The following is a 19304-nucleotide window of genomic DNA, read 5'->3' on the forward strand; positions in this document are numbered from 1 at the left end:
GCCCCCAGGGTCGACCGCGCCGGTCACCGCTACCGCAGGGCACTGGCGGGGCTCGCCGCCCACGTCGTCCACAGAGGACGATAACCCTGCCGGTGCCAGAACACCGGGGAAAGCGGATTGGCCGGATTGTACGAGACGAAGGTACCGCGCGACGACGGAGAGAACAGCTCGTCGTGTGCCACGGCGGTCAGCGCGCGCCCGATCCCGCGCCCCCGCGCGGCGGCGGTGACCGCGAGCGTGCCGACGTAGCCCCACTCGCCGGGCGGCAGCCGTCCCGCGAGCGCGTCGCCCGCTGCCGGGGAGCGCTTTCCGCCGGTCACCATCCCCACCGTGACGCCTTCCTCTTCGGCGATCCAGACGCGGCCGCCGAACTGCAGCCCGCGCCGGACCTCCTCGGCGAGCAGGGCCCTGGCCCCGGGGCGGACGACGCCGTGGCCGACGAACGAGGTGTAGCGAAGTTCTTCGAACCGCAGCGCGACGATCTCCTCCAGATCGCCGCCGGAGGATTCCCGGACGGTCACGCCGGGCACGGCGTGCGCCTCGCCCAGCGCGGGCGCGCGGACGGCCAGCGCCAGTTGCGGCGCGAGCCCGTGGTCGAGCAGGGCCCGCGTGACCACGACGTCACGGCTGGGCCAGGTGACCGTGCACGACGAATCGGGTTCGGGGTCGGCGAGCGCGATCCGCTCGCGCCAGGCGGAGAGCAGCGCGCTCATGCCCGCGCCGGCGTCGCGGGGAAGGATCGCGGTGAGGATCTGCAGGTGCGCCGGGCTCCAGAGCCGTTGCCAGGAGCCCGTCGCGAACCGCACGTGCGCGATCGTCCCGGCGGCGCCACCTGCTTCGACGGGCTCGCCGGGAGGGAGCGGCGGCGGCGACGGGAGCAGCGGGTCGAGCGCGGCGAACCGCGCCCGCTGCAGCGCCGCCGTCGAGGTCATCCCCGCTGGGTGCAGAAGATCGCGGTACCGGGGAAGAGCTTGCCGCGCAGCGGGCTCCACTGCCCCCACGTGCGGGAGTGGCCCTCCGGCCAGGCGGGCTCGATGAGATCCGTCAGCGCGAAACCGGCGTCGGCTAGCGCGCGGACGTAGTCGCCGAGAGTGCGGTGGTACTCGACGTAGGTCGCGACGCCCTCCTCGTCGACCTCGACGTAGGGCGTGCGGTCGAAATACGGCTGGGTGACGGTGAGGCCCTGCGGCCCGGGGTCGTCGGGGAAGATCCAGCGCATCGGATGGGTCACCGAGAACACCCAGCGGGAACCCGGCCGGAGCACCCGGTGGACTTCGGCGAACACGACGTCCACCGACGCCACGAACGGGATCGCGCCGAAGGCCGAGCACGCCGCGTCGAAGCTCGCGTCGGCGAAGGGGAGCGACTCCGCCGTCGCCTGCACGAGCGGGACGGCGAGACCGGTCCGCTCGTTGCCCTCCCTCGCGTGGCGGAGCATGCCCGCCGACAGGTCGGTCGCCACCGCTTCGGCGCCCTGCGCGGCGAGCCAGCGCGAGGACGCCGCCTGTCCACAACCGACCTCGAGGATCCGCTTGCCGCCGACTTCACCCAGGAGTGCGACATCGGCCTCGCGGACGCCCTCCGGGCACCAGACGAAGTCCGCGTCGCCGAGGAACCCGCCGTGGGTCGCTTGGTAGTCGTCGGCGTCGGCGTCCCACCACGCCAGGTTCGCGGCCGTCGCCTCGGGCGCCGAGACCGCCCGATAGGCGACCCCCGCGGTGCCGAGCCGCTCCTCGGCCTGCGCGTGCCTTTCGGCCTCCGGCTGCTGCTCGGTGGCGGACTGCTGACTCAAACCGATATCCTTTCCCCAGGTCAGGGCTTCGCAGGACAGCTTATCCGCCCGGCGTGATCGCGGTAGCGACCCTGATTGTGCCGTGTACAGGGGGCCGCGTAGGATATCTGTTAGCGCAGTGGGTTCGCGCTACTCTTTCCCCCGGTTCGCTCAGCGTCCGGGTCAGGGGGTCGCGTACCGGATGCGGTGATGCTCGCGGTCGTTCCCTGTGGACGTTTGCAGATGTGGTCGCCTCATGCCGGAAGAGCCCATGGTGCCCTAACCGCAAACCCACTACTTCCCATCCACCGGAGCAACCCGCCTAATGACGACCGACACCGCCACCGCCCCGACCGCCCCCACTGGGGCCCCGCAGGTCGCTATCAACGACATCGGGTCGGAGGAAGATTTCCTCGCAGCGATCGACAAGACGATCAAGTACTTCAACGATGGCGACATCGTCGAAGGAACCATCGTCAAGGTTGACCGTGACGAGGTCCTGCTCGACATCGGCTACAAGACCGAGGGTGTCATCCCCTCGCGTGAGCTCTCCATCAAGCACGATGTCGACCCGGCTGAGGTTGTCACCGTCGGCGATGAGGTCGAAGCCCTGGTCCTCCAGAAGGAGGACAAGGAAGGCCGTCTGATCCTGTCCAAGAAGCGTGCGCAGTACGAGCGCGCCTGGGGCACGATCGAGGAGCTCAAGGAGAAGGACGAGCCCGTCAAGGGCACCGTCATCGAGGTCGTCAAGGGCGGCCTCATCCTGGACATCGGCCTCCGTGGCTTCCTGCCCGCGTCGCTGGTCGAGATGCGCCGTGTGCGCGACCTGCAGCCGTACGTGGGCCGTGAGCTCGAGGCGAAGATCATCGAGCTGGACAAGAACCGCAACAACGTGGTCCTGTCCCGCCGTGCCTACCTGGAGCAGACCCAGTCCGAGGTGCGCAGCGAGTTCCTCAACGCGCTCGCCAAGGGCCAGGTCCGCAAGGGCGTCGTGTCGTCCATCGTCAACTTCGGTGCCTTCGTGGACCTGGGTGGCGTCGACGGCCTGGTGCACGTCTCCGAGCTGTCCTGGAAGCACATCGACCACCCCTCCGAGGTCGTCGAGGTCGGCCAGGAGGTCACGGTCGAGGTTCTGGACGTCGACATGGACCGCGAGCGCGTCTCGCTGTCGCTGAAGGCGACCCAGGAAGACCCGTGGCGTCAGTTCGCCCGCACCCACGCGATCGGCCAGATCGTGCCGGGCAAGGTCACCAAGCTCGTTCCGTTCGGTGCGTTCGTGCGCGTCGAAGAGGGCATCGAGGGCCTGGTGCACATCTCCGAGCTGGCCGAGCGCCACGTGGAGATCCCGGAGCAGGTCGTCCAGGTCAACGGCGACGTGATGGTCAAGGTCATCGACATCGACCTCGAGCGTCGTCGCATCTCGCTGTCGCTGAAGCAGGCGAACGAGGGCGTCACGCCGGAGACCGAGTTCGACCCCACTCAGTACGGCATGGCCGCCGAGTACGACACCGAGGGGAACTACATCTACCCCGAGGGCTTCGACCCGGACACGCAGGAGTGGCAGGACGGCTTCGACAAGCAGCGTGAGGAGTGGGAGCGTCAGTACGCCGAGGCTCACACCCGCTACGAGGCTCACATGAAGCAGGTCGTCAAGGCCGCCGAGGCCGACGCCGAGGCAGCCGCCGACGCCGCGACCGGTGTCACCAGCAGCAGCAGCGACTCGGGCGAGCAGAGCTACACCTCCGCTCCGGCCGAGGCTAAGAGCGGTGGCACGCTGGCCAGCGACGAGCAGCTCGCGGCTCTCCGCGAGAAGCTGTCGGGCGGCGCGTGATCCAGGCGCTCAGCCACTAGCTGACAGACAGCGGCCCCGGTCCATCACGGACCGGGGCCGCTGTCTTTTCCGCGTTTCGTCCTCTGGTTGCGGTCCTTGCACGCGCAACTACCGCAAGTAGAGGACTACTTGCGGTGCGGGTGGGACGGGGGTCAGGAGGTGGCGGGCCGGACGGCCGGCACCCAGATGCGTTCGAGGGCCGCGGCGCGCGCCCTGCGGCGGAGTCCGGCGAAACTGTGCCTGGCGGGGACCATGAGCGCGCTCAGCCAGGTGCGCCGGTATTCAGTGAGGGCCTCGGCCACGGGACGATGGAGGACACAGTGCACCAGGCCCGGCGATCCGAGCCGGTGCCTTCCAGCGTGCTTGCCGTCTGCCATCGTTCCTCCGTGTGGGCTACCTTCGCCGCGCACGGTACGCAATCGAGCCCCCAAATCCGCGTAACCGACCGGCGTGTCACTCGAAATGGTTGAGTCGCGCGTCACGATGATCTTGCCTTTTGCACCCTTCTGTGCCGGACGTGCCGTCTTGGTGACCCTGCGCGGTCGTGCCTGGCAGCGCCACTAGGCTGATCGACATGCTGCGTGTGGGCCTGACCGGCGGGATCGGCGCCGGAAAATCGACGGTGGCGAACCGGCTTTCCGAGCACGGCGCCGTCCTCATCGACTCCGACAAGATCGCCAGGGAGGTCGTCGAACCGGGGACACCCGGGCTCGCCGAGCTCGTCGAAGCGTTCGGGGACGACATCCTCGCGTCCGACGGTTCGCTCGATCGTGCCGCGCTCGCCGCCAAGGCGTTCGCCGACGAGGAGTCCCGCAAGCGGCTGAACTCGATCGTCCACCCGAGGGTCGGCGCCCGCACGGCCGAGTTGATGGCGGGAGCGGCGCCGGACGCGATCATCGTCCATGACATCCCGCTGCTGGTCGAAGGCGGCCTCGCGCCGATGTACCACCTCGTCGTGATGGTCGACGCGCCGGAAGAGGTCCGGGTCCGCCGCCTGGTCGAGGCGCGGGGGATGGCCGAGACCGACGCGCGCGCCAGGATCAAGGCGCAGGCCACGACCGATCAGCGCCGGGCGGTGGCCGACGTCTGGTTCGACAACAGCGGAGCGCCCGACATCGTGCTCGCCGACGTCGACGCGCTGTGGGCGGACAGGCTGACCCCGTTCGAGGCGAACGTGCGGCTACGCAAACCGCGAGCGCCGATGTCGCCGAAGATCGCCCAGTACGACCAGACGTGGTCCGCGCAGGCCGAACGGGCACTCGCGCGGATCCGCGTGGTGGTGGGGGACAACGCCGTCCGGGTCGACCACATCGGTTCGACGTCGGTGCCGGGGCTGCCCGCCAAGGACATCCTCGACCTCCAGCTGACCGTGTCCACCTTGGACAAGGCCGACGAGCTGTCCGAAGCGCTGTCCGACGCCGGATTCCCGCGCGCGGAAGGCGAGTGGCTCGACGACGCACACGGCGAAGAAGGGACCTGGCCGAAACGGTTCCACTTCGGTGGCGACCCGCGCCGTCCGGTCAACCTGCACGTCCGCTCCCAGGAGACGCCGGCCTGGCGGCTCGCGCTGCTGTTCCCGGAGTGGCTGCGCCGCAACTCCGACGAGCGTGACGCCTACGCCGCGGTCAAGAACGCCATGGCCGCGAAGCACGCCGGCGACGGGACCGTCGAGCGGTACACCGACGAGAAGCAGGTCTGGGTCGACGCGGCCTTCGCGCGGGCCGACGCGTGGGCCGGGTCGGTGGGTTGGAAGCCGTAGGTCACACGCGGAATTCCCGCAGGCCGGGCCACGCCGTCGCCCAGGATTCGGTGTGGCCGGTGACCAGCCAGATCGGCATCCCGCGGCTCACGTTGGGGACACCGAGCTCGTTGTCGACGTGGGAAACGATCCGGGCTTCGGTGAACGAACGCAGCAGCCGCGCCGGATCGGGTCCGACGAACAGTACGCTGTCCGCGGTTTCGGGCGGGCGGCCGAAGTACCAGAAGCCCCGGCTGGGGCTGTACACGGCGGGCAGTCCGTAGTCGGCGCCGTACCGGTCCAGCGCCCCGGCCTGCCAGTACCCGGCCGTGACGAGCGTGGTGCGCGCTCGCTGCTCCGGGGGGAGCCGATGATAGGCGTCCGCGACCGAACGGGCGAGGTCCGGCCAGCCGATCTCCTCCAGCGCGTACGCCGGACGCGGGACCTCGCGGCCTTCCGCGAGCCAGGCGGCGGGCCAGACCGGCAGTGCGTACGGAAGGGTGTACAGCGCGGAAAGCAGGAACACCGGCCAGGTCGGGATCCAGCGGAACCACGCGGATGGTTTCAACTGTCCGAAGTGGACGGCCGCACCCGCCCACAGGACGCCGAACATGCCCGCCGCGTAGTAGTACCGGCCGTTGGACAGGATGAACAGCGCGATCACCCCGACGGCGGTCCAGCCGAGGAAACGGTACTCGCGCGACTTGGCCGAGAACAGCAGCACCCACAGTCCATAAAGGACGCCCACGACACCGATGCCGAGCCCGGCCCCGGTCAGCAGGGCGGGCAGGAACCCGGCGCGGCCGCTCCAGCCGCCGGTGGTCTCGTGCGCGATGACGTCGCCCATCTCCAGTTGCGGCCAGCCGTTCGCGGCCTGCCACCACAGCGTGGGCGCGAGCGACAACGCGGCGATTCCCGCGCCGATCCAAAGTTTCGGCCTGCGCAAGAGATCCCGGGGCCCGAAGACGAGGATCGCGACCCCGGCGGCGACCCAGAACGTCGCGACGAGGAGCTTGACGTTCAGCGCGACGGCGGTGGCCACGCCCAGCCACAGCAACAGGTTGTCGTCACGCGTCCGCATCCACCGCACGAGCAGCCATGCGATGAGCGTCCACAAGGCCGGGTCGATCGTCGAGGTCGCCAGGTAGTGCCCGCTCCCGATGAACTGGCCGCAGATCGCGTACGCGGCGGCCGCACGGGTCTGCGCCCGGCGGTCGCCGCCCATCTCGTAGGCGATGAGCCCGGTGAACACGACCCCCGCGGCCGTCGCGAGGACGGCGGGGAGCCGGAACACGAAGACGTTGCCCGGCGCGAGCCAGTCCATCAGCATCGCCAGGAAGGGGAGCACCGGTGGCTGATCGGCGTAACCCCAGGCCAGCCGCTTGCCCGCGGAGCGGAAGTACAGTTCGTCGCCGAAGTAGCCGTACCGCCACGCCGTCGCCAGCAGGACCGCCGCGGTCGCGGCGGCGAGCAGCGCCACCGGGAGCCGGGCGAACGCCGTGCCGGACGCGGTCGGTGTTTCGGCCGCGCTGGCGGCTTCCATCCATTCCTCGCAGATCCTTCGGGTGCCGGTCCTCTCGCACCCTAGCCGCCACCGGCGTGGCTCGTCGGTCGTGAGAGGACCGGTGAGGCTCAGAATCCCCAGTCCGTGAGTCTCGGCCACACCTCGTCCCAAGCCCCGTTCCGTCCCGTGGCCAGCCAGATCTTCATGCCCTGACTCGAATTCGGCACCCCGGCACGGTTGTCGAGCGCACCGACCTCACGCACCTGCGTGAAGTACGGCACAAGCACGGAAGCGTCGTTCCCGACGAACAGGACGTCCCGTGCCGATTCCGGCGGCCTCGGGAACGTCACGTAGCCGCGGTTGGGGCTCGACGGCGACGGAAGCCCCAGCTCCGGTCCATAGTGGTCGATCGCACTGGCCTGCCAGTACTTCGCCGCGATGACACCCGTACGGGACGGATCGGGAACGGCGCGGTACGCCCGCGCCACCGACTCCGTGATCTCCCGCCAGCCGATCTCCTCGTCGGCGAGCATCGGCCGCGCCCAGGCCGGGGTGCTCGCGACCGACGACAGCGGGAGGATCGGCAGCGTCTGCGGGATCGTGAGCACCGCCGCCAGGACATAGACCGGCCAGGTGGCGATCCAGCGCCAGTACTTCGACGCCTGACCCGCTTCGATCTCCACCGCGGCGGCCGCGAACAGCGGGGCGAACATCCCCGCCGCGTAGTAGTAACGCCCGTTCGCCAGCAGGAACAGGGCGAGTACGCCGAGCGCGGTCCACCCCAGGAACCGGTATGACCGCAGGCTTTCGGAGCGCAGCAGCCGCCACAGCCCGTAGCAGACGAGGACCATCCCCACCGGGACGCCCGCGCTCATCACCAGCGTCGGAACGAACGTGGCCCGCCCGCCCCAGCCTGCCGAGACCTCCTGGGAGATCGCCGCGCCCATCGTCAGCTGCGGCCAGCCGTTCGCGGCCTGCCAGACGAGCGTGGGGGTGATCATCGCGACGGCGATCAGCGCGCCGAACCAGAGCGCCGGACGGCGGAGGAGATCACGCGGCCCGAAGACCACCGCGGCGGCCAGCGCGACGACCCAGAACGCCCCGACGAGGAACTTCGTGTTCAGCGCGAACCCGGTCACCACGCCGCTCCAGAGCAGGAGCCCGTCCGCGCGGGTCCGCACCCACCGGACGAGCAGCCAGATCAGCAGCGTCCACAGGAACGGGTCGAGGGTGCTGGTCGCCAGGTAGTGCCCACCGCCGAGCATCTGGACGGACACCGCGAAGGTCGCCGCCGCGATCACCTGCGCCTTGCGGCCGCCGCCCAGTTCCCTGGCGATCAACGCGGTCAGCACGACTCCGGCGACCATCGCCAGCGTCGCCGGGATCCGCAGGACGAAGGGTGAATCGGCGCCGAACGTGTCCATCAGCCGGGCCAGGAGCGGCAACAGCGGCGGCTGGTCGGCATACCCCCAGTCCAGATGCCGGCCCGCCGCCAGGAAGTACAGCTCGTCGCCGAAGTAGCCGTAGCGACCGGCCGTCGCCGTGAGTACCGCCCCCATCGCCCCGGCGATCGCGAGCACCGGCTTCCTGGCGAACGGCGCGACCTCCGTGCGTTCTCGTTCCCTGTACCGCTCTCGGAGTCCCTCGGCCTCGACGACCACGGGTATCCGCCCCCTCTCGATCGGTTTCGCTCGTGATCGAGGGTCCCGTGAGGCAACTCCTCCGGTAATCGTCCGGCTGGTCAGGGTCCGTTCATCCTAGGGATGAGTCAGGATCAACCGATCGGTGGATGTGGACCGGTCAATGCCGCCGCCAGCCGAGCGTGATGTCCTTTGTGGACAGCCAGTGGCGCAGGTCGTGACCGTGGGCGGCCAGCCCGTCCACGGTCCTGTGGCTGACACCGAGCGCGCGTTCGCCGTCGTCGGCGGAGAGCAGCCCGGTGGTGACCGCGGCGAGGAGTTCGTCGGTGTCGATCACCTCGACGGACTTCTTGTCCCGCAGGACGAGGTCGAGATAGAGGTCGGTGGCGACCCAGACGCCGTCTTCACGACGGATGTCGACGACGTCGAGGTAGAAGTCCTGATCGCGTTCGTGGCCGGGGTTGAACCAGAAGTCGGTGATCCGCAGGCCGAGATCCGGCAGCAGCCAGGACTCGAGGTAGCGGAACTGCTTCCGCCCCGGAGCCGGTCGCGCCATGTAGAGGCCGAAGGGCTCCTCGCGGTATTCCTCGACGTCCCTCACGACGCCCTTGGGATCCGTGTTGGTCTTCGCGGCCGGATCGAAGTACTCGACCTTGGGCGGGTGCAGCGCGGTCATGCGCCCATCTTGGAAGGCCCCGGCGCCCGCGGCCACCACCCAACCGGGTGGACGATCACGGTTTCGTGGTTTCCCCGGAGTAAGGCGCCGGGGCCGGATAGGGTGCGCTGGTTCCGCCATAGGGGTGAGTGGGAGACAACGCATGTTCGGGATCATCAGGCCGTGCCGCCATCGGCTTTCCGCGGGTCTGCACGCGGATTGGCTCGCTCATCTCTGCGGTCTTTGCCTGGCGTTGCGCGACGAACACGGACAACTCGCCCGAATGGTGACGAACTATGACGGCTTGATCATCTCGGCGCTCGTCGAAGCCCAGTCACCGCGTGCGGAGGGACGGCGCGACGCCGGTCCTTGCCCGCTTCGGGCGATGAAGGGAACGTCGGTCGCGAAGGGGGACGGCGCCCAGCTCGCGGCGGCGGTCTCCCTGGTGCTGGCTTCGGCCAAGATCAGTGACCACGTCGAGGACCGTGACGGCGCCTTCGCACGACGCTCCGTCGCTCTCGCGGCGAGGCGGGTGGCGACGCGCTGGGCGGACCAGGGGAGCCGCACGGGCATCAGGGTCGGGTTCGACACGGCGGTCCTCACCGAGGCCGTCGACAGGCAGGGCGAGATCGAACGCGCCGTCAGTCTCGGTGATTCGGCCGTGCTCGCCACCGAACCCGCCGAGTTGGCGACGTCGGCCGCGTTCGCGCACACCGCCGTGCTGGCAGGCCGTCCGGAGAACGCCGCGCCGCTGGCCGAGGCCGGACGCTTGTTCGGCAGGGCCGCGCATCTGCTCGACGCCGTCGAAGACCTCGCCGTGGACGAGGCCGCCGGCGCCTGGAACCCGCTGACGGCCACCGGGACCGGGCTCGCCGAGGCGCGGCGGCTATGCGACGACGCCGTGTTCGGTGTCGAACTCGCCCTTCGCGAGGTGAGGTTCGATCAGCCCAAGCTGGTGCACGCGTTGCTGGTGCACGAACTGCGTCAGGCGGTGCGGCGGGCCTTCGGGCATGGATCCCAGCAGCCCCCGCCGGGGTGGATCGGTCCCGGACCTCAGCCGCAACAGCACCCCCACCAGCCGTACCCGGCTCACCAGGGCGGTTACCAGCCGCCGCCTCCGCCGCCGGGCGCTCCCGGTGGTGGAGGCCCACCGCAGGAACCGCCGAAGAAGCGGAAGCACGGCGGCCCGCCGACCGACGGCCAGGGTGGTTGCTGCTGGACGCCGAAGTTCCGGGTGCCCGCCCAGCCGAGAGGGTTCTTCTTCGGCTGCGCGGTGGCGACCTACATGTGCTGCTCGTGCCAGTTCTGCTGCCGGGACCCCTTCCCGGGGGCGTGGAGCGGGAAGCCGCACGAGGCCTGGTGCAACAACTGTGACGGTTGTGACTGCTGCAACTGCTGTGACTGTTCCTGTTGAGCCGACCAGGCGAAACGGAAACTGTCGGACCCAGCGCCTACTCTGGTCCTCGTGGCTTTCGCAACCGAACACCCCGTACTCGCCCAGTCGGACCACCGGCCCGTCACGGACATCCCCCGGACCGGCGGCCGGTTCGAGGTCGTCAGTGACTACAAGCCCGCCGGTGACCAGCCGGCGGCCATCGACGAGCTCGAACGCCGGGTCAACTCGGGCGAGCGGGACGTCGTGCTGCTGGGCGCGACGGGTACCGGTAAGTCGGCGACGACGGCCTGGCTGATCGAGCGCGTCCAGCGCCCGACGCTGGTGATGGCGCCGAACAAGACGCTCGCCGCGCAGCTGGCGAACGAGCTGAGGGAGCTGTTCCCGCACAACGCGGTCGAGTACTTCGTCAGTTACTACGACTACTACCAGCCCGAGGCGTACATCGCGCAGACGGACACCTACATCGAGAAGGACTCGTCGATCAACGACGACGTCGAGCGGCTGCGGCACTCGGCGACGATGAACCTGCTGTCGCGGCGCGACGTCATCGTGGTCGCGAGTGTCTCGTGCATCTACGGCCTCGGTACGCCCCAGTCGTATCTGGACCGGTCCTCGGAGCTGAAGGTCGGCGAGCAGCTCGACCGGGACGTCTTCCTCCGCGCACTGGTGGACGTGCAGTACACCCGCAACGACATCGCCTTCGCCCGCGGCACCTTCCGCGCCCGCGGCGACACGGTCGAGATCATCCCGGCGTACGAGGAGCTGGCGATCCGCGTCGAGTTTTTCGGCGACGAGATCGAGAAGCTGTACTACCTGCACCCGCTCACCGGCGACATCGTGAAAGAGGTCGACGAGGTCCGCATCTTCCCGGCCACGCACTACGTCGCGGGCCCGGAGCGGATGGAGAAGGCCATCCACGGCATCGAGGCCGAGCTGGAGCAGCGGCTGGCCGAGCTGGAGAAGCAGGGCAAGCTGCTCGAGGCGCAGCGGCTGCGGATGCGTACCGCGTACGACATCGAGATGATGCGCCAGGTCGGGTTCTGCTCCGGCATCGAGAACTATTCGCGGCATATCGACGGCCGCGAGGCGGGGACGGCGCCCGCCACGCTGATCGACTACTTCCCGGACGACTTCCTGCTGGTCATCGACGAGTCGCACCAGACCGTTCCGCAGATCGGCGGCATGTTCGAAGGCGACATGTCGCGGAAGCGGAACCTGGTCGAATTCGGGTTCCGGCTGCCCAGCGCGGTCGACAACCGGCCGTTGACCTGGGAGGAGTTCACCGACCGGATCGGGCAGACGGTGTACCTGTCGGCGACGCCGGGGCCGTACGAGATGGGGCAGGCGGGCGGCGAGTTCGTCGAGCAGGTCATCCGGCCGACCGGCCTGGTCGACCCGAAGGTGGTCGTGAAGCCCACCGAAGGCCAGATCGACGACCTGGTGCACCAGATCCGCGAGCGGGCCGAGAAGGACGAGCGCGTCCTGGTCACCACGCTCACCAAGAAGATGTCCGAGGACCTCACCGACTACCTGCTGGAGCTGGGTATCCGGGTGCGGTACCTGCACTCCGAGGTGGACACCCTGCGCCGGATCGAGCTGCTGCGGCAGTTGCGGGCGGGCGACTTCGACGTGCTGGTCGGCATCAACCTGCTCCGTGAGGGCCTCGACCTCCCCGAGGTTTCGCTGGTCGCTATCCTCGACGCGGACAAGGAAGGCTTCCTCCGCAGCGGCACGTCGCTGATCCAGACGATCGGCCGTGCGGCGCGAAACGTGTCGGGCGAAGTCCACATGTACGCGGACAAGATCACCGACTCGATGCGGCACGCCATCGACGAGACCGATCGCCGCCGCGAGAAGCAGGTCGCCTACAACGAGGAACGCGGCGTCGACCCGCAGCCGCTGCGGAAGAAGATCGCCGACATCCTCGACCGCGTCTACAGCGAGGCCGAGGACTCGGAGGAGACGGTCGCGGTCGGCGGTTCGGGCCGGAACGCGTCGCGCGGCAAGAAGCCCGAGCAGGGCGACAGGGTGCGCAGCTCCGGGATGCTCGTCGACAAGGACGTCTCCGGGATGCCGCGCGCCCAGCTGGCCGACCTCATCCAGCAGATGACCGAGCAGATGATGCAGGCCGCGCGCGACCTGCAGTTCGAACTGGCGGCCCGGCTGCGGGACGAGGTCTCGGACCTGAAGAAGGAGCTGCGCGGCATGGACGCGGCCGGCATCAAGTAGCCGCGACCAGAGGACCGAACGAGAGGGACCACGTGGTGGTGCCGAAGGCCGATGGGAAGGCGTTCGCGTTCATCGGCCAGGAGCACCCGGTCTCGGTCGCGGTGAAGTGCGGCCGTCGTCGCGAAGCTCCCGAAGGTCGGGCGCCCCACGTGACGCGACAGGCACGTGGTCATTCGCCGTCGACTCTGAACACCATGTCGATCAAGGCGGGCGGTCGTCCGCGGAGAACCCAGAGGGTGAGCGAAACCGCCGCGACATAGCGGGGAATCCGCCATCTGTGGCTGCCGTGTCGCGAATATTCCGGCCTGGGGACGGCAGGTGCGGTGACCGGATTCGCGCTTTCTTATTTCCCTCGTCCATCGGAAACGGGAAACCGTGGGCATGATCGCTGCGCTGAGGCGAGGTTCGTCGATATCGTATGGCCCTGGGGTTTCCAACGTTGGATGCGTGGCAGGCCGAGGCGATTCGGTCCTGATCTGGTACTGGGGTTTCCGCCGTACTTCCGGCGGTTCGGCGCCGCGCGATGACCGCGGCTGACAACAAGGTGGTCAGGTGACGCTCGTCGACGGCTACGGTCCGATCTCCGAATTCGGGTGGAAACGACTGGGTACCGACATCGTGCACAAGAATCGATGGTTCGAGGTTCGAGCGGACGACGTGATCCGTCCGGACGGGGGCCGTGACGTCTACTCGCATGTGGTCGCGCCGAATTCGGTGACCGTATTGGCGCTCGACGGCGCGGATCGGGTGGTACTCACCAGACAGTGGATCTACACGCACGGTTCGGTCCAATGGCGGCTGCCGGGAGGAGGGGTCGAGCGGGACGACGCCGGTCCGCTCGCCGCCGCTCGCCGCGAACTCGCCGAGGAGACCGGATTGCGGGCGTCCTCTTGGGAACCGCTGGGCTTGATCCACAGCGCTGACTCGTTGAGCAATCATGTCGATCGGATCTTCCTCGCGACCGGATTGACCTGCCATGGGCAATCTCTCGGGCCGGGCGAGGCGGATCTGATCGTGACGAGGCTGCCTTTCGGAGAAGTACTCGATCTAGTCGGATCGGGTCAGTTGCCGCACGCGGGGAGCGCGCACGCGGTGCTGGCCATGGCGCTGCGGATGTCGCGGTGACGTTTCCCGTTGTCCTGGCCGGTTGCCACGGGGAAGCCCGTTCTGCCCCTCGTCCCGGCATGTCATCGTCGAATGACAGATCGAGTCATCGAGAGAGGTGCAGGCGATGCGTTCGTTCCTTACCTTGGCCGTGGCGGTCAGGATCGCTGTAGCGTGCTTGCTGGTCGGGTTCATTCTGGGCATCTATGCCGGCGGGGTTCCGGTCGGGCCGCGTTGACCGGAGGAGAGGTCGGATCTTGGGAACGGCGATGGCACGCCAAGTCGTCCGCGCGGGCACCGTCCTGTGGCGGGTGCACGACCGGGACACCTCGGCGGAGAACCTGCCAGCCGAAGGCGCGGTGTTTTCGGCGGATCGAGGCTGCGCGGTGATCCAAAGCCTGCTCCCGGACCCGAAGTTCACCTCGGAAGGGCGCCGTGTCCTGTCCGGAAGGGATCTCGACGGGAAGGTCCTGTCCGCCGTCAAGACGACTCGAGAGCTTCTCGTCTCCTTGACGGAGTCTCCGGTGCTCGATCTCGGACTCGTCCGCGACGACGTGGACGGTGCGAGATGGCCGTCTTCGCAGGCCTGGCCGGAACATGAGTTGTGGTTGTCCGGCGTGCGGACGAAGGCGGGGACGTTCTCGGGTCTGCCGGACGACTCGTTCGGTCTGGACACACCGGATGGCGTGCGGCGGTTGAAGGAACTGCTGACGCCGTACCGGATCCGCGTTCACGCCCGCGCCTCCAAACCGATCGTGTTCATCAACTACCGGACCGCCGGTGGCACCGAGGAGATCATGCGTCTCGACGACGAACTCCGCGGCCGCCTCGGTGACGACGCGGTGTTCCGGGACCATCGGAGCCTGACCGCGGGCGACGATTACGCGGGCAAACTGATCGAGTGCGTCCGGGCGGCGCGGGTCCTGCTGGCCGTCATCGGCAGGCGATGGGAGAACACGTATGACGCGGACGGGCGGAGACTGGTCGATGACAGCAGTGACTGGGTCCGCCGAGAGATCGCCGAAGCCTTCCGGGTCGGTGTCTTCGTGGTTCCGGTCATCGTCGGAGTGCGTGACGGCCTGATCCGGGAGGAACTGCCGGAGGAGATCCGGCGGCTCGCCGACTTGCAGTTCATGCACTTGCGGCATCGCAGTACGGATGCGGACGTCAAGAACTTCGTCGACGACCTGTTCGAACAGGTGCCGATCCTGAAGAGGAGGTGAGCAGTGCCGGGAGAACCGGGTTTCGGCGCTGAACTGCGCAGGCGGCGGGAGGCGGAAGGGATCTCCCTCACCGAGTTGGGGGTTCGGGTCCACTACAGCAAAGGCCACTTGAGCAAGATCGAATCCGGGCAGAAGGCGCCGACCGTTCAATTGGCGCGTTTGTGCGACGCGGCGGTGGGCGCGGAGGGCGAACTGCTCCGGCTCGTGGCGGACGGCGTCGCGGCACCCGTCAGGGAACTCGACGCGGTGGAGCGAGATGGCTGGACCTTGGGTGTGACGCCAGGAGGCGCGGGCTTCTTCGTACCGGGAGGAGGACAGGTACCGAAGGAAACCGAGTTCGGTATGACCTTCGGCGACCGGGCCACCTACAGCGGGGATGTGACCACGCTCGCCGAAATGTTCTGGAGCCGGTTCGAGACCGCGCGCCGCCTCGGCCAGGTGGCCGGCCCCGCGGTCGTACTTCCCGGTGTCATCGCCGATACCCAGACCCTGCGGAGCCTGGCGGGCAATGCCTCGAGAGAGGATCGCCCGGTGCTCTGGCGGCTGGCGGCGCGCTACGCCGAATTCGCCGGTTGGATGACACAGGAGGCAGGCGACGACCGGATGGCGCTCTGGTGGACCGAGACCGCGGTGCGGATGGCCGGGCTCGGTGGTGATCACTCGCTCTCCACTTACGCGCTGGTTCGGCAAGCCGACGTCGCGTTGCACGCCGCGGACGCGCTGGCCACGATCTCCCTTGCCCGTCAGGCCCAGCTCGACGAGCGGATCCCGTCACGTATTCGCGGTTTGGCCGCGCAGCGGGAGGCACAGGGACACGCGCTGGCCGGGGACCACGCGGCCTGCCGTCGCGCGCTGGACGTGTCCGCCGAATTGCTCGGTGCCGCCGAGGCGCGGGACGGCACTCCCGAACTGGGAACCACGCATACGCCGGACCTGAGTGTTCTGGTGGGGGGCTGGTGTCTCTACGATCTCGGACTCCCGGCGGAAGCGGCTGAAGTGCTCGATCGAGGAGTGACGCGCTTCGCCCCCGATGCGCATCGCAGCCGCGCACGCTACGTCACCCGTGCCGCCCTCGCCTACGGCACGGCGGGAGAACTCGACCGGGCCTGTGAGCTCATGACCTCCGTGCTCGATCACCTGCACCTAATCGACTCGGCCACGATCCGGCATGATCTCAGGCAGCTGACCCAGGTGCTGGCTCGACGGCAGAATCACGCGGTGGCGAGAGAAGTACGACAGCGGCTGGTGACTGTGCTGCGGGCGCCGGGCGGTACGCCCGCGAGGTGACGGCCGAGCGTTGCCGAGGACAGGCGTGAGGCGGTTCAAAGCCAGCCGTGTTTCGCCGCCGCGACTCCGGCCGCGAAACGGTTGCCGACGCCGAACTTTTCGTAGATCGCCTTCACGTGCCGCCGGACCGTCGTGGCGCTGATTCCGAGCAGCCGGGCGATCGCCTCGTCACCGTGTTCCGGCAGCAGACCGAGGATCCGACGCTGGATCAGGGTCAGCGGGCCCGAAGGCTTGCTTGCCGACCAGAGCAGGTCGAACCACTCCGCGAGCAACTCGAGCAGGAGCGGCGATTGGATGACGAAGGCAGCGGGGGCACCCTGCCCGACTGCGGAAAGCGCCGCGATCCGGTCGTCAATGTGAATCATTCGAAAAGGAAGGTGTTCGCGAACGCGGAATTCTCCTGAGGGGTTGGCCAGGTGCAAGCGCATCGCCACCTCGCCGCCGTCCCGCACAAGAGTCTGGTGTCGAATGCGGGCGGCGTTGTCCGACGGGAAGAAAACGGATTCCCCTGGTGACACGATGCGCACTCGACGCTCGGCCTGACGGTGAAGTTCGGCGAATGTCGCGTCGATTTCGGTGCTGTCGGCGAGTCCTCGCAGGTCGTCGGGGTCGATGGGCCTGTGGGGCATGGTGGCGGCCGATCTTGTCGCGGTCACTACGGACTCCTGGTGGGGGTTTGAGGTCCGCGGCCCCCCTCCCTGGGCCGCGGACATCCTCAGCATCGCGCACTCGGGGCGCGCTGAGCGCGGTTTTCTGTTTCCCCTGCGGCGGGCGACAGGAAACGATCTTCGGCAGGCTCGGACGGCGGTAGTCTGCTACCACAAAAGCCCGGTCGGGGGAATGGTAATTACTTGTCATCGAGGCGTTTTGATTGGCGATACGTCAACACGGCGATGGCTTCGGTATTCGGGTAAGGCGAAATCCGGCAGGCTTCCGCTGAGCGGTAACGTGTCGCGGCAGTCAGCGACTTGGAATGCTGAAAGGTCTGATCGCGAGGGAAGAAAGGGGCGACCGGCGTGAGTGACGCGGGTGTGGACGAAGTGGCAGAGGACGTGGTGGCCGATGCCGAGGAGGGCCTGCCCGGTGCCGAGCGCGAACCCGCGGATCTGGCCAGGCTGGTCGATGTCGTTTCCCGGCTGGGGACGGAGATCGAAGCCCATCACGCCCGTGCGGCGGCTCGTGAACGGGTCATCGACCAGCTGCACGCCGAGGTCGAACGTCTTCGTGTCGGGGAGCAGGGAGTCCTGTTGCGGCCGGCGATCACCGATCTCCAGAATCTGCGGGCCGATCTCCTGCGGCAGGTGCGTACCCTGCCCGCGGAGTTGAGCAGGGAACAAGTGATCCAGTTGCTGGAATCCTTCGCGTTGACCACGGAACTGGCCTTGGAACGGTGCGGTAGCGAACCATTCAGACCGGAAACCGGGGCGAAGTTCTCGCCGCGTGAACATCGCGCCGTACGGGTGGTGACGGCGTCGAGCGCCGATGAGGACGGGACCATCGCCGAGGTCATCGCGGACGGTTATCGCGATCTGGCGAACGACAGGGTGTCCACCGCGGCGAAGGTGCACGTCCGCCGCTGGGAACCCTCGGAGGATCAGGCCGACGGAGCGGAAAAGGCCGGCAAGGCGAACGAGAACGAACTGGAAGGAAGCATGGATGTCTGACGGGAGCCTCCGGGTCTTCGGCATCGACCTCGGAACCACCTACTCGGCGATCGCCTACGTCGACGAGAGCGGCCGGACGACGGTGTGCCGTAACACGGACAACCTCGAAACCATCCCCTCGGTGGTGTATTTCGAGAACGAATCGAACGTGGTCGTCGGCTCTGTCGCCAAGGAGTCCGCGGTCACCCAGCCGGATCGGGTCGTCTCGCTCGTCAAGCGCGAGATGGGGACCAAGGCGGTGTTCGACTTCGACGGCAAGTCGCACACGCCCGAGTCGATCTCGGCGTTGATCCTCAAGCAACTGGCACAGGACGGCGCCGAGTACAGCGGCGGCGAGGTGGACAAGGTCGTCATCACGGTTCCGGCCTACTTCGGCATGCTGGAACGGGATGCCACCAAGAACGCCGGGAAGATCGCCGGTCTCGACGTGATCGGCATCGTTCCCGAACCGGTCGCGGCGGCGCTGCACTACGAGGCGACGACCGGAGCGCGGGACAAGACGGTCCTGGTCTACGACCTCGGTGGTGGAACGTTCGACACGACGGTCATCCGTGTCTCGTCCGACGAGATCGAGGTGATCTGCACGGACGGGGACGACCGGCTCGGCGGCGCCGACTGGGACGCGCGGTTGCGGGACCACCTGCTGACTTCGTTCGCCGAACAGGTCCCTCCCGGCATCGACCCGGAGGACGACGAGGAATTCCTCCAGTCGCTGTCCACACTGGCGGAGAACACCAAGAAGCAGCTGTCCAAAGTGGATTCCAGGCCGGTGGCGCTTCGCGGTGCCGGTGCCAGCGCCAGGATCGACGTCACGCGTGCTCAGTTCGAAGAGATGACCAAGGATCTTCTGGACAAGAGTGTCGACATCGTCCGGCGCACGCTGGACACCTTGCAGGACAAGGCTCCTGGAGCGAAGGTCGACGAGGTTCTGCTGGTCGGCGGTTCGACCAGCATGCCCGCGGTCGCCGAACGGCTGCGCGCGGAGTTCGGCTGGGAAGCGAAACTGCACGATCCCCACCTCGCGGTGGCGAAGGGCGCGGCTCTCTACGCACTCGGCCGGGTCGTCCACAAGGAACAGGAAGAGGCACGCGAGAAGGCGAGTTCGGCCGCCGACGCGGATGACCGGGCCGCTGACGTGGTGAGTGATCTCGAAAGCCGCACCGGTATCGCCGCGGGGACGCTGACCAGCCTGGCGGACAAGCAGACCCGGAACGTCCTCCCGAAGGCGTTCGGCGTCAAGCTCCTGGACACCGGCGACCCGG

General features: G+C 68.3%; 15 protein-coding genes and 1 pseudogene. 9 read left to right on the plus strand and 7 right to left on the minus strand.

Annotated elements, in window-relative coordinates:
• Positions 1-29: 29 nt before the first annotated feature.
• Together ACZ5IK_RS29680 and ACZ5IK_RS29685 are read right to left on the minus strand one after the other, a co-directional pair.
• Positions 30-932: a GNAT family N-acetyltransferase gene (locus tag ACZ5IK_RS29680; RefSeq protein ID WP_465490711.1), complete on the minus strand. Its 903-nt coding sequence runs from the start codon at positions 930-932 to the stop codon at positions 30-32.
• Entirely contained in the window at positions 929-1792 is an 864-nt protein-coding gene (locus ACZ5IK_RS29685; protein ID WP_465490712.1) for a class I SAM-dependent methyltransferase, read from the minus strand. The genes ACZ5IK_RS29680 and ACZ5IK_RS29685 overlap by 4 nt, the downstream gene beginning before the upstream one ends.
• Before the next feature lie 304 nt (positions 1793-2096).
• On the opposite strand from ACZ5IK_RS29685, the gene rpsA reads away from it, so the two are divergent.
• Positions 2097-3602: a 30S ribosomal protein S1 gene (rpsA, locus tag ACZ5IK_RS29690; RefSeq protein WP_101608826.1), complete on the plus strand. Its 1506-nt coding sequence runs from the start codon at positions 2097-2099 to the stop codon at positions 3600-3602.
• A 152-nt stretch (positions 3603-3754) separates the two neighbouring features.
• Here rpsA and ACZ5IK_RS29695 read toward each other — a convergent pair whose 3' ends face one another.
• Positions 3755-3979 (minus strand): hypothetical protein, encoded by a 225-nt coding sequence (locus ACZ5IK_RS29695; RefSeq protein ID WP_465490713.1) that lies wholly within the window; start codon positions 3977-3979, stop codon positions 3755-3757.
• 197 nt (positions 3980-4176) lie between these two features.
• On the opposite strand from ACZ5IK_RS29695, the gene coaE reads away from it, so the two are divergent.
• Positions 4177-5361 (plus strand): dephospho-CoA kinase, encoded by a 1185-nt coding sequence (coaE, locus tag ACZ5IK_RS29700; protein WP_465490714.1) that lies wholly within the window; start codon positions 4177-4179, stop codon positions 5359-5361.
• 1 nt (position 5362) lies between these two features.
• Here coaE and ACZ5IK_RS29705 read toward each other — a convergent pair whose 3' ends face one another.
• From ACZ5IK_RS29705 to ACZ5IK_RS29715, 3 genes are all read right to left on the minus strand, one after another.
• Entirely contained in the window at positions 5363-6883 is a 1521-nt protein-coding gene (locus tag ACZ5IK_RS29705) for an ArnT family glycosyltransferase (protein WP_465490715.1), read from the minus strand.
• A gap of 89 nt (positions 6884-6972) precedes the next feature.
• Positions 6973-8505, minus strand: coding sequence for an ArnT family glycosyltransferase (locus tag ACZ5IK_RS29710; RefSeq protein WP_465490716.1), 1533 nt, complete (start codon positions 8503-8505; stop codon positions 6973-6975).
• 139 nt (positions 8506-8644) lie between these two features.
• Complete coding sequence (locus ACZ5IK_RS29715) at positions 8645-9160, minus strand: ribonuclease FAU-1 family protein (protein WP_465490717.1); 516 nt, start codon at positions 9158-9160, stop codon at positions 8645-8647.
• 142 nt (positions 9161-9302) lie between these two features.
• On the opposite strand from ACZ5IK_RS29715, the gene ACZ5IK_RS29720 reads away from it, so the two are divergent.
• The 5 genes from ACZ5IK_RS29720 (at position 9303) to ACZ5IK_RS29740 (ending at position 16378) form a co-directional block, all read left to right on the plus strand.
• Positions 9303-10553 carry a DUF5685 family protein gene (locus ACZ5IK_RS29720; RefSeq protein WP_465490718.1) on the plus strand — a complete coding sequence of 417 codons (1251 nt, stop codon included), beginning with the start codon at positions 9303-9305 and terminating at the stop codon, positions 10551-10553.
• Between the two features lie 51 nt (positions 10554-10604).
• On the plus strand, positions 10605-12764 hold the full coding sequence (uvrB, locus tag ACZ5IK_RS29725) for an excinuclease ABC subunit UvrB (protein WP_465490719.1): 2160 nt from the start codon (positions 10605-10607) through the stop codon (positions 12762-12764).
• A gap of 552 nt (positions 12765-13316) precedes the next feature.
• Positions 13317-13889, plus strand: a complete 573-nt coding sequence (locus tag ACZ5IK_RS29730) for an NUDIX domain-containing protein (RefSeq protein WP_465490720.1) — start codon at positions 13317-13319, stop codon at positions 13887-13889.
• A gap of 248 nt (positions 13890-14137) precedes the next feature.
• Positions 14138-15091: a hypothetical protein gene (locus ACZ5IK_RS29735; protein ID WP_465490721.1), complete on the plus strand. Its 954-nt coding sequence runs from the start codon at positions 14138-14140 to the stop codon at positions 15089-15091.
• Between the two features lie 3 nt (positions 15092-15094).
• Positions 15095-16378 carry a helix-turn-helix domain-containing protein gene (locus ACZ5IK_RS29740; RefSeq protein ID WP_465490722.1) on the plus strand — a complete coding sequence of 428 codons (1284 nt, stop codon included), beginning with the start codon at positions 15095-15097 and terminating at the stop codon, positions 16376-16378.
• Positions 16379-16413: 35 nt separating this feature from the next.
• On the opposite strand, the gene ACZ5IK_RS29745 is transcribed toward ACZ5IK_RS29740, so the two are convergent.
• On the minus strand, positions 16414-17091 hold the full coding sequence (locus ACZ5IK_RS29745; RefSeq protein WP_465490723.1) for a helix-turn-helix transcriptional regulator: 678 nt from the start codon (positions 17089-17091) through the stop codon (positions 16414-16416).
• Between the two features lie 303 nt (positions 17092-17394).
• On the opposite strand from ACZ5IK_RS29745, the gene grpE reads away from it, so the two are divergent.
• Positions 17395-18042 carry a nucleotide exchange factor GrpE gene (gene grpE, locus ACZ5IK_RS29750; protein WP_465490724.1) on the plus strand — a complete coding sequence of 216 codons (648 nt, stop codon included), beginning with the start codon at positions 17395-17397 and terminating at the stop codon, positions 18040-18042.
• Positions 18035-19081: pseudogene (locus tag ACZ5IK_RS29755) on the plus strand (Hsp70 family protein); the annotation flags it as partial. The gene grpE and the pseudogene ACZ5IK_RS29755, both read left to right, overlap by 8 nt.
• Positions 19082-19304 lie beyond the last annotated feature (223 nt).

This window comes from Amycolatopsis sp. NPDC031561 (assembly GCF_055580625.1).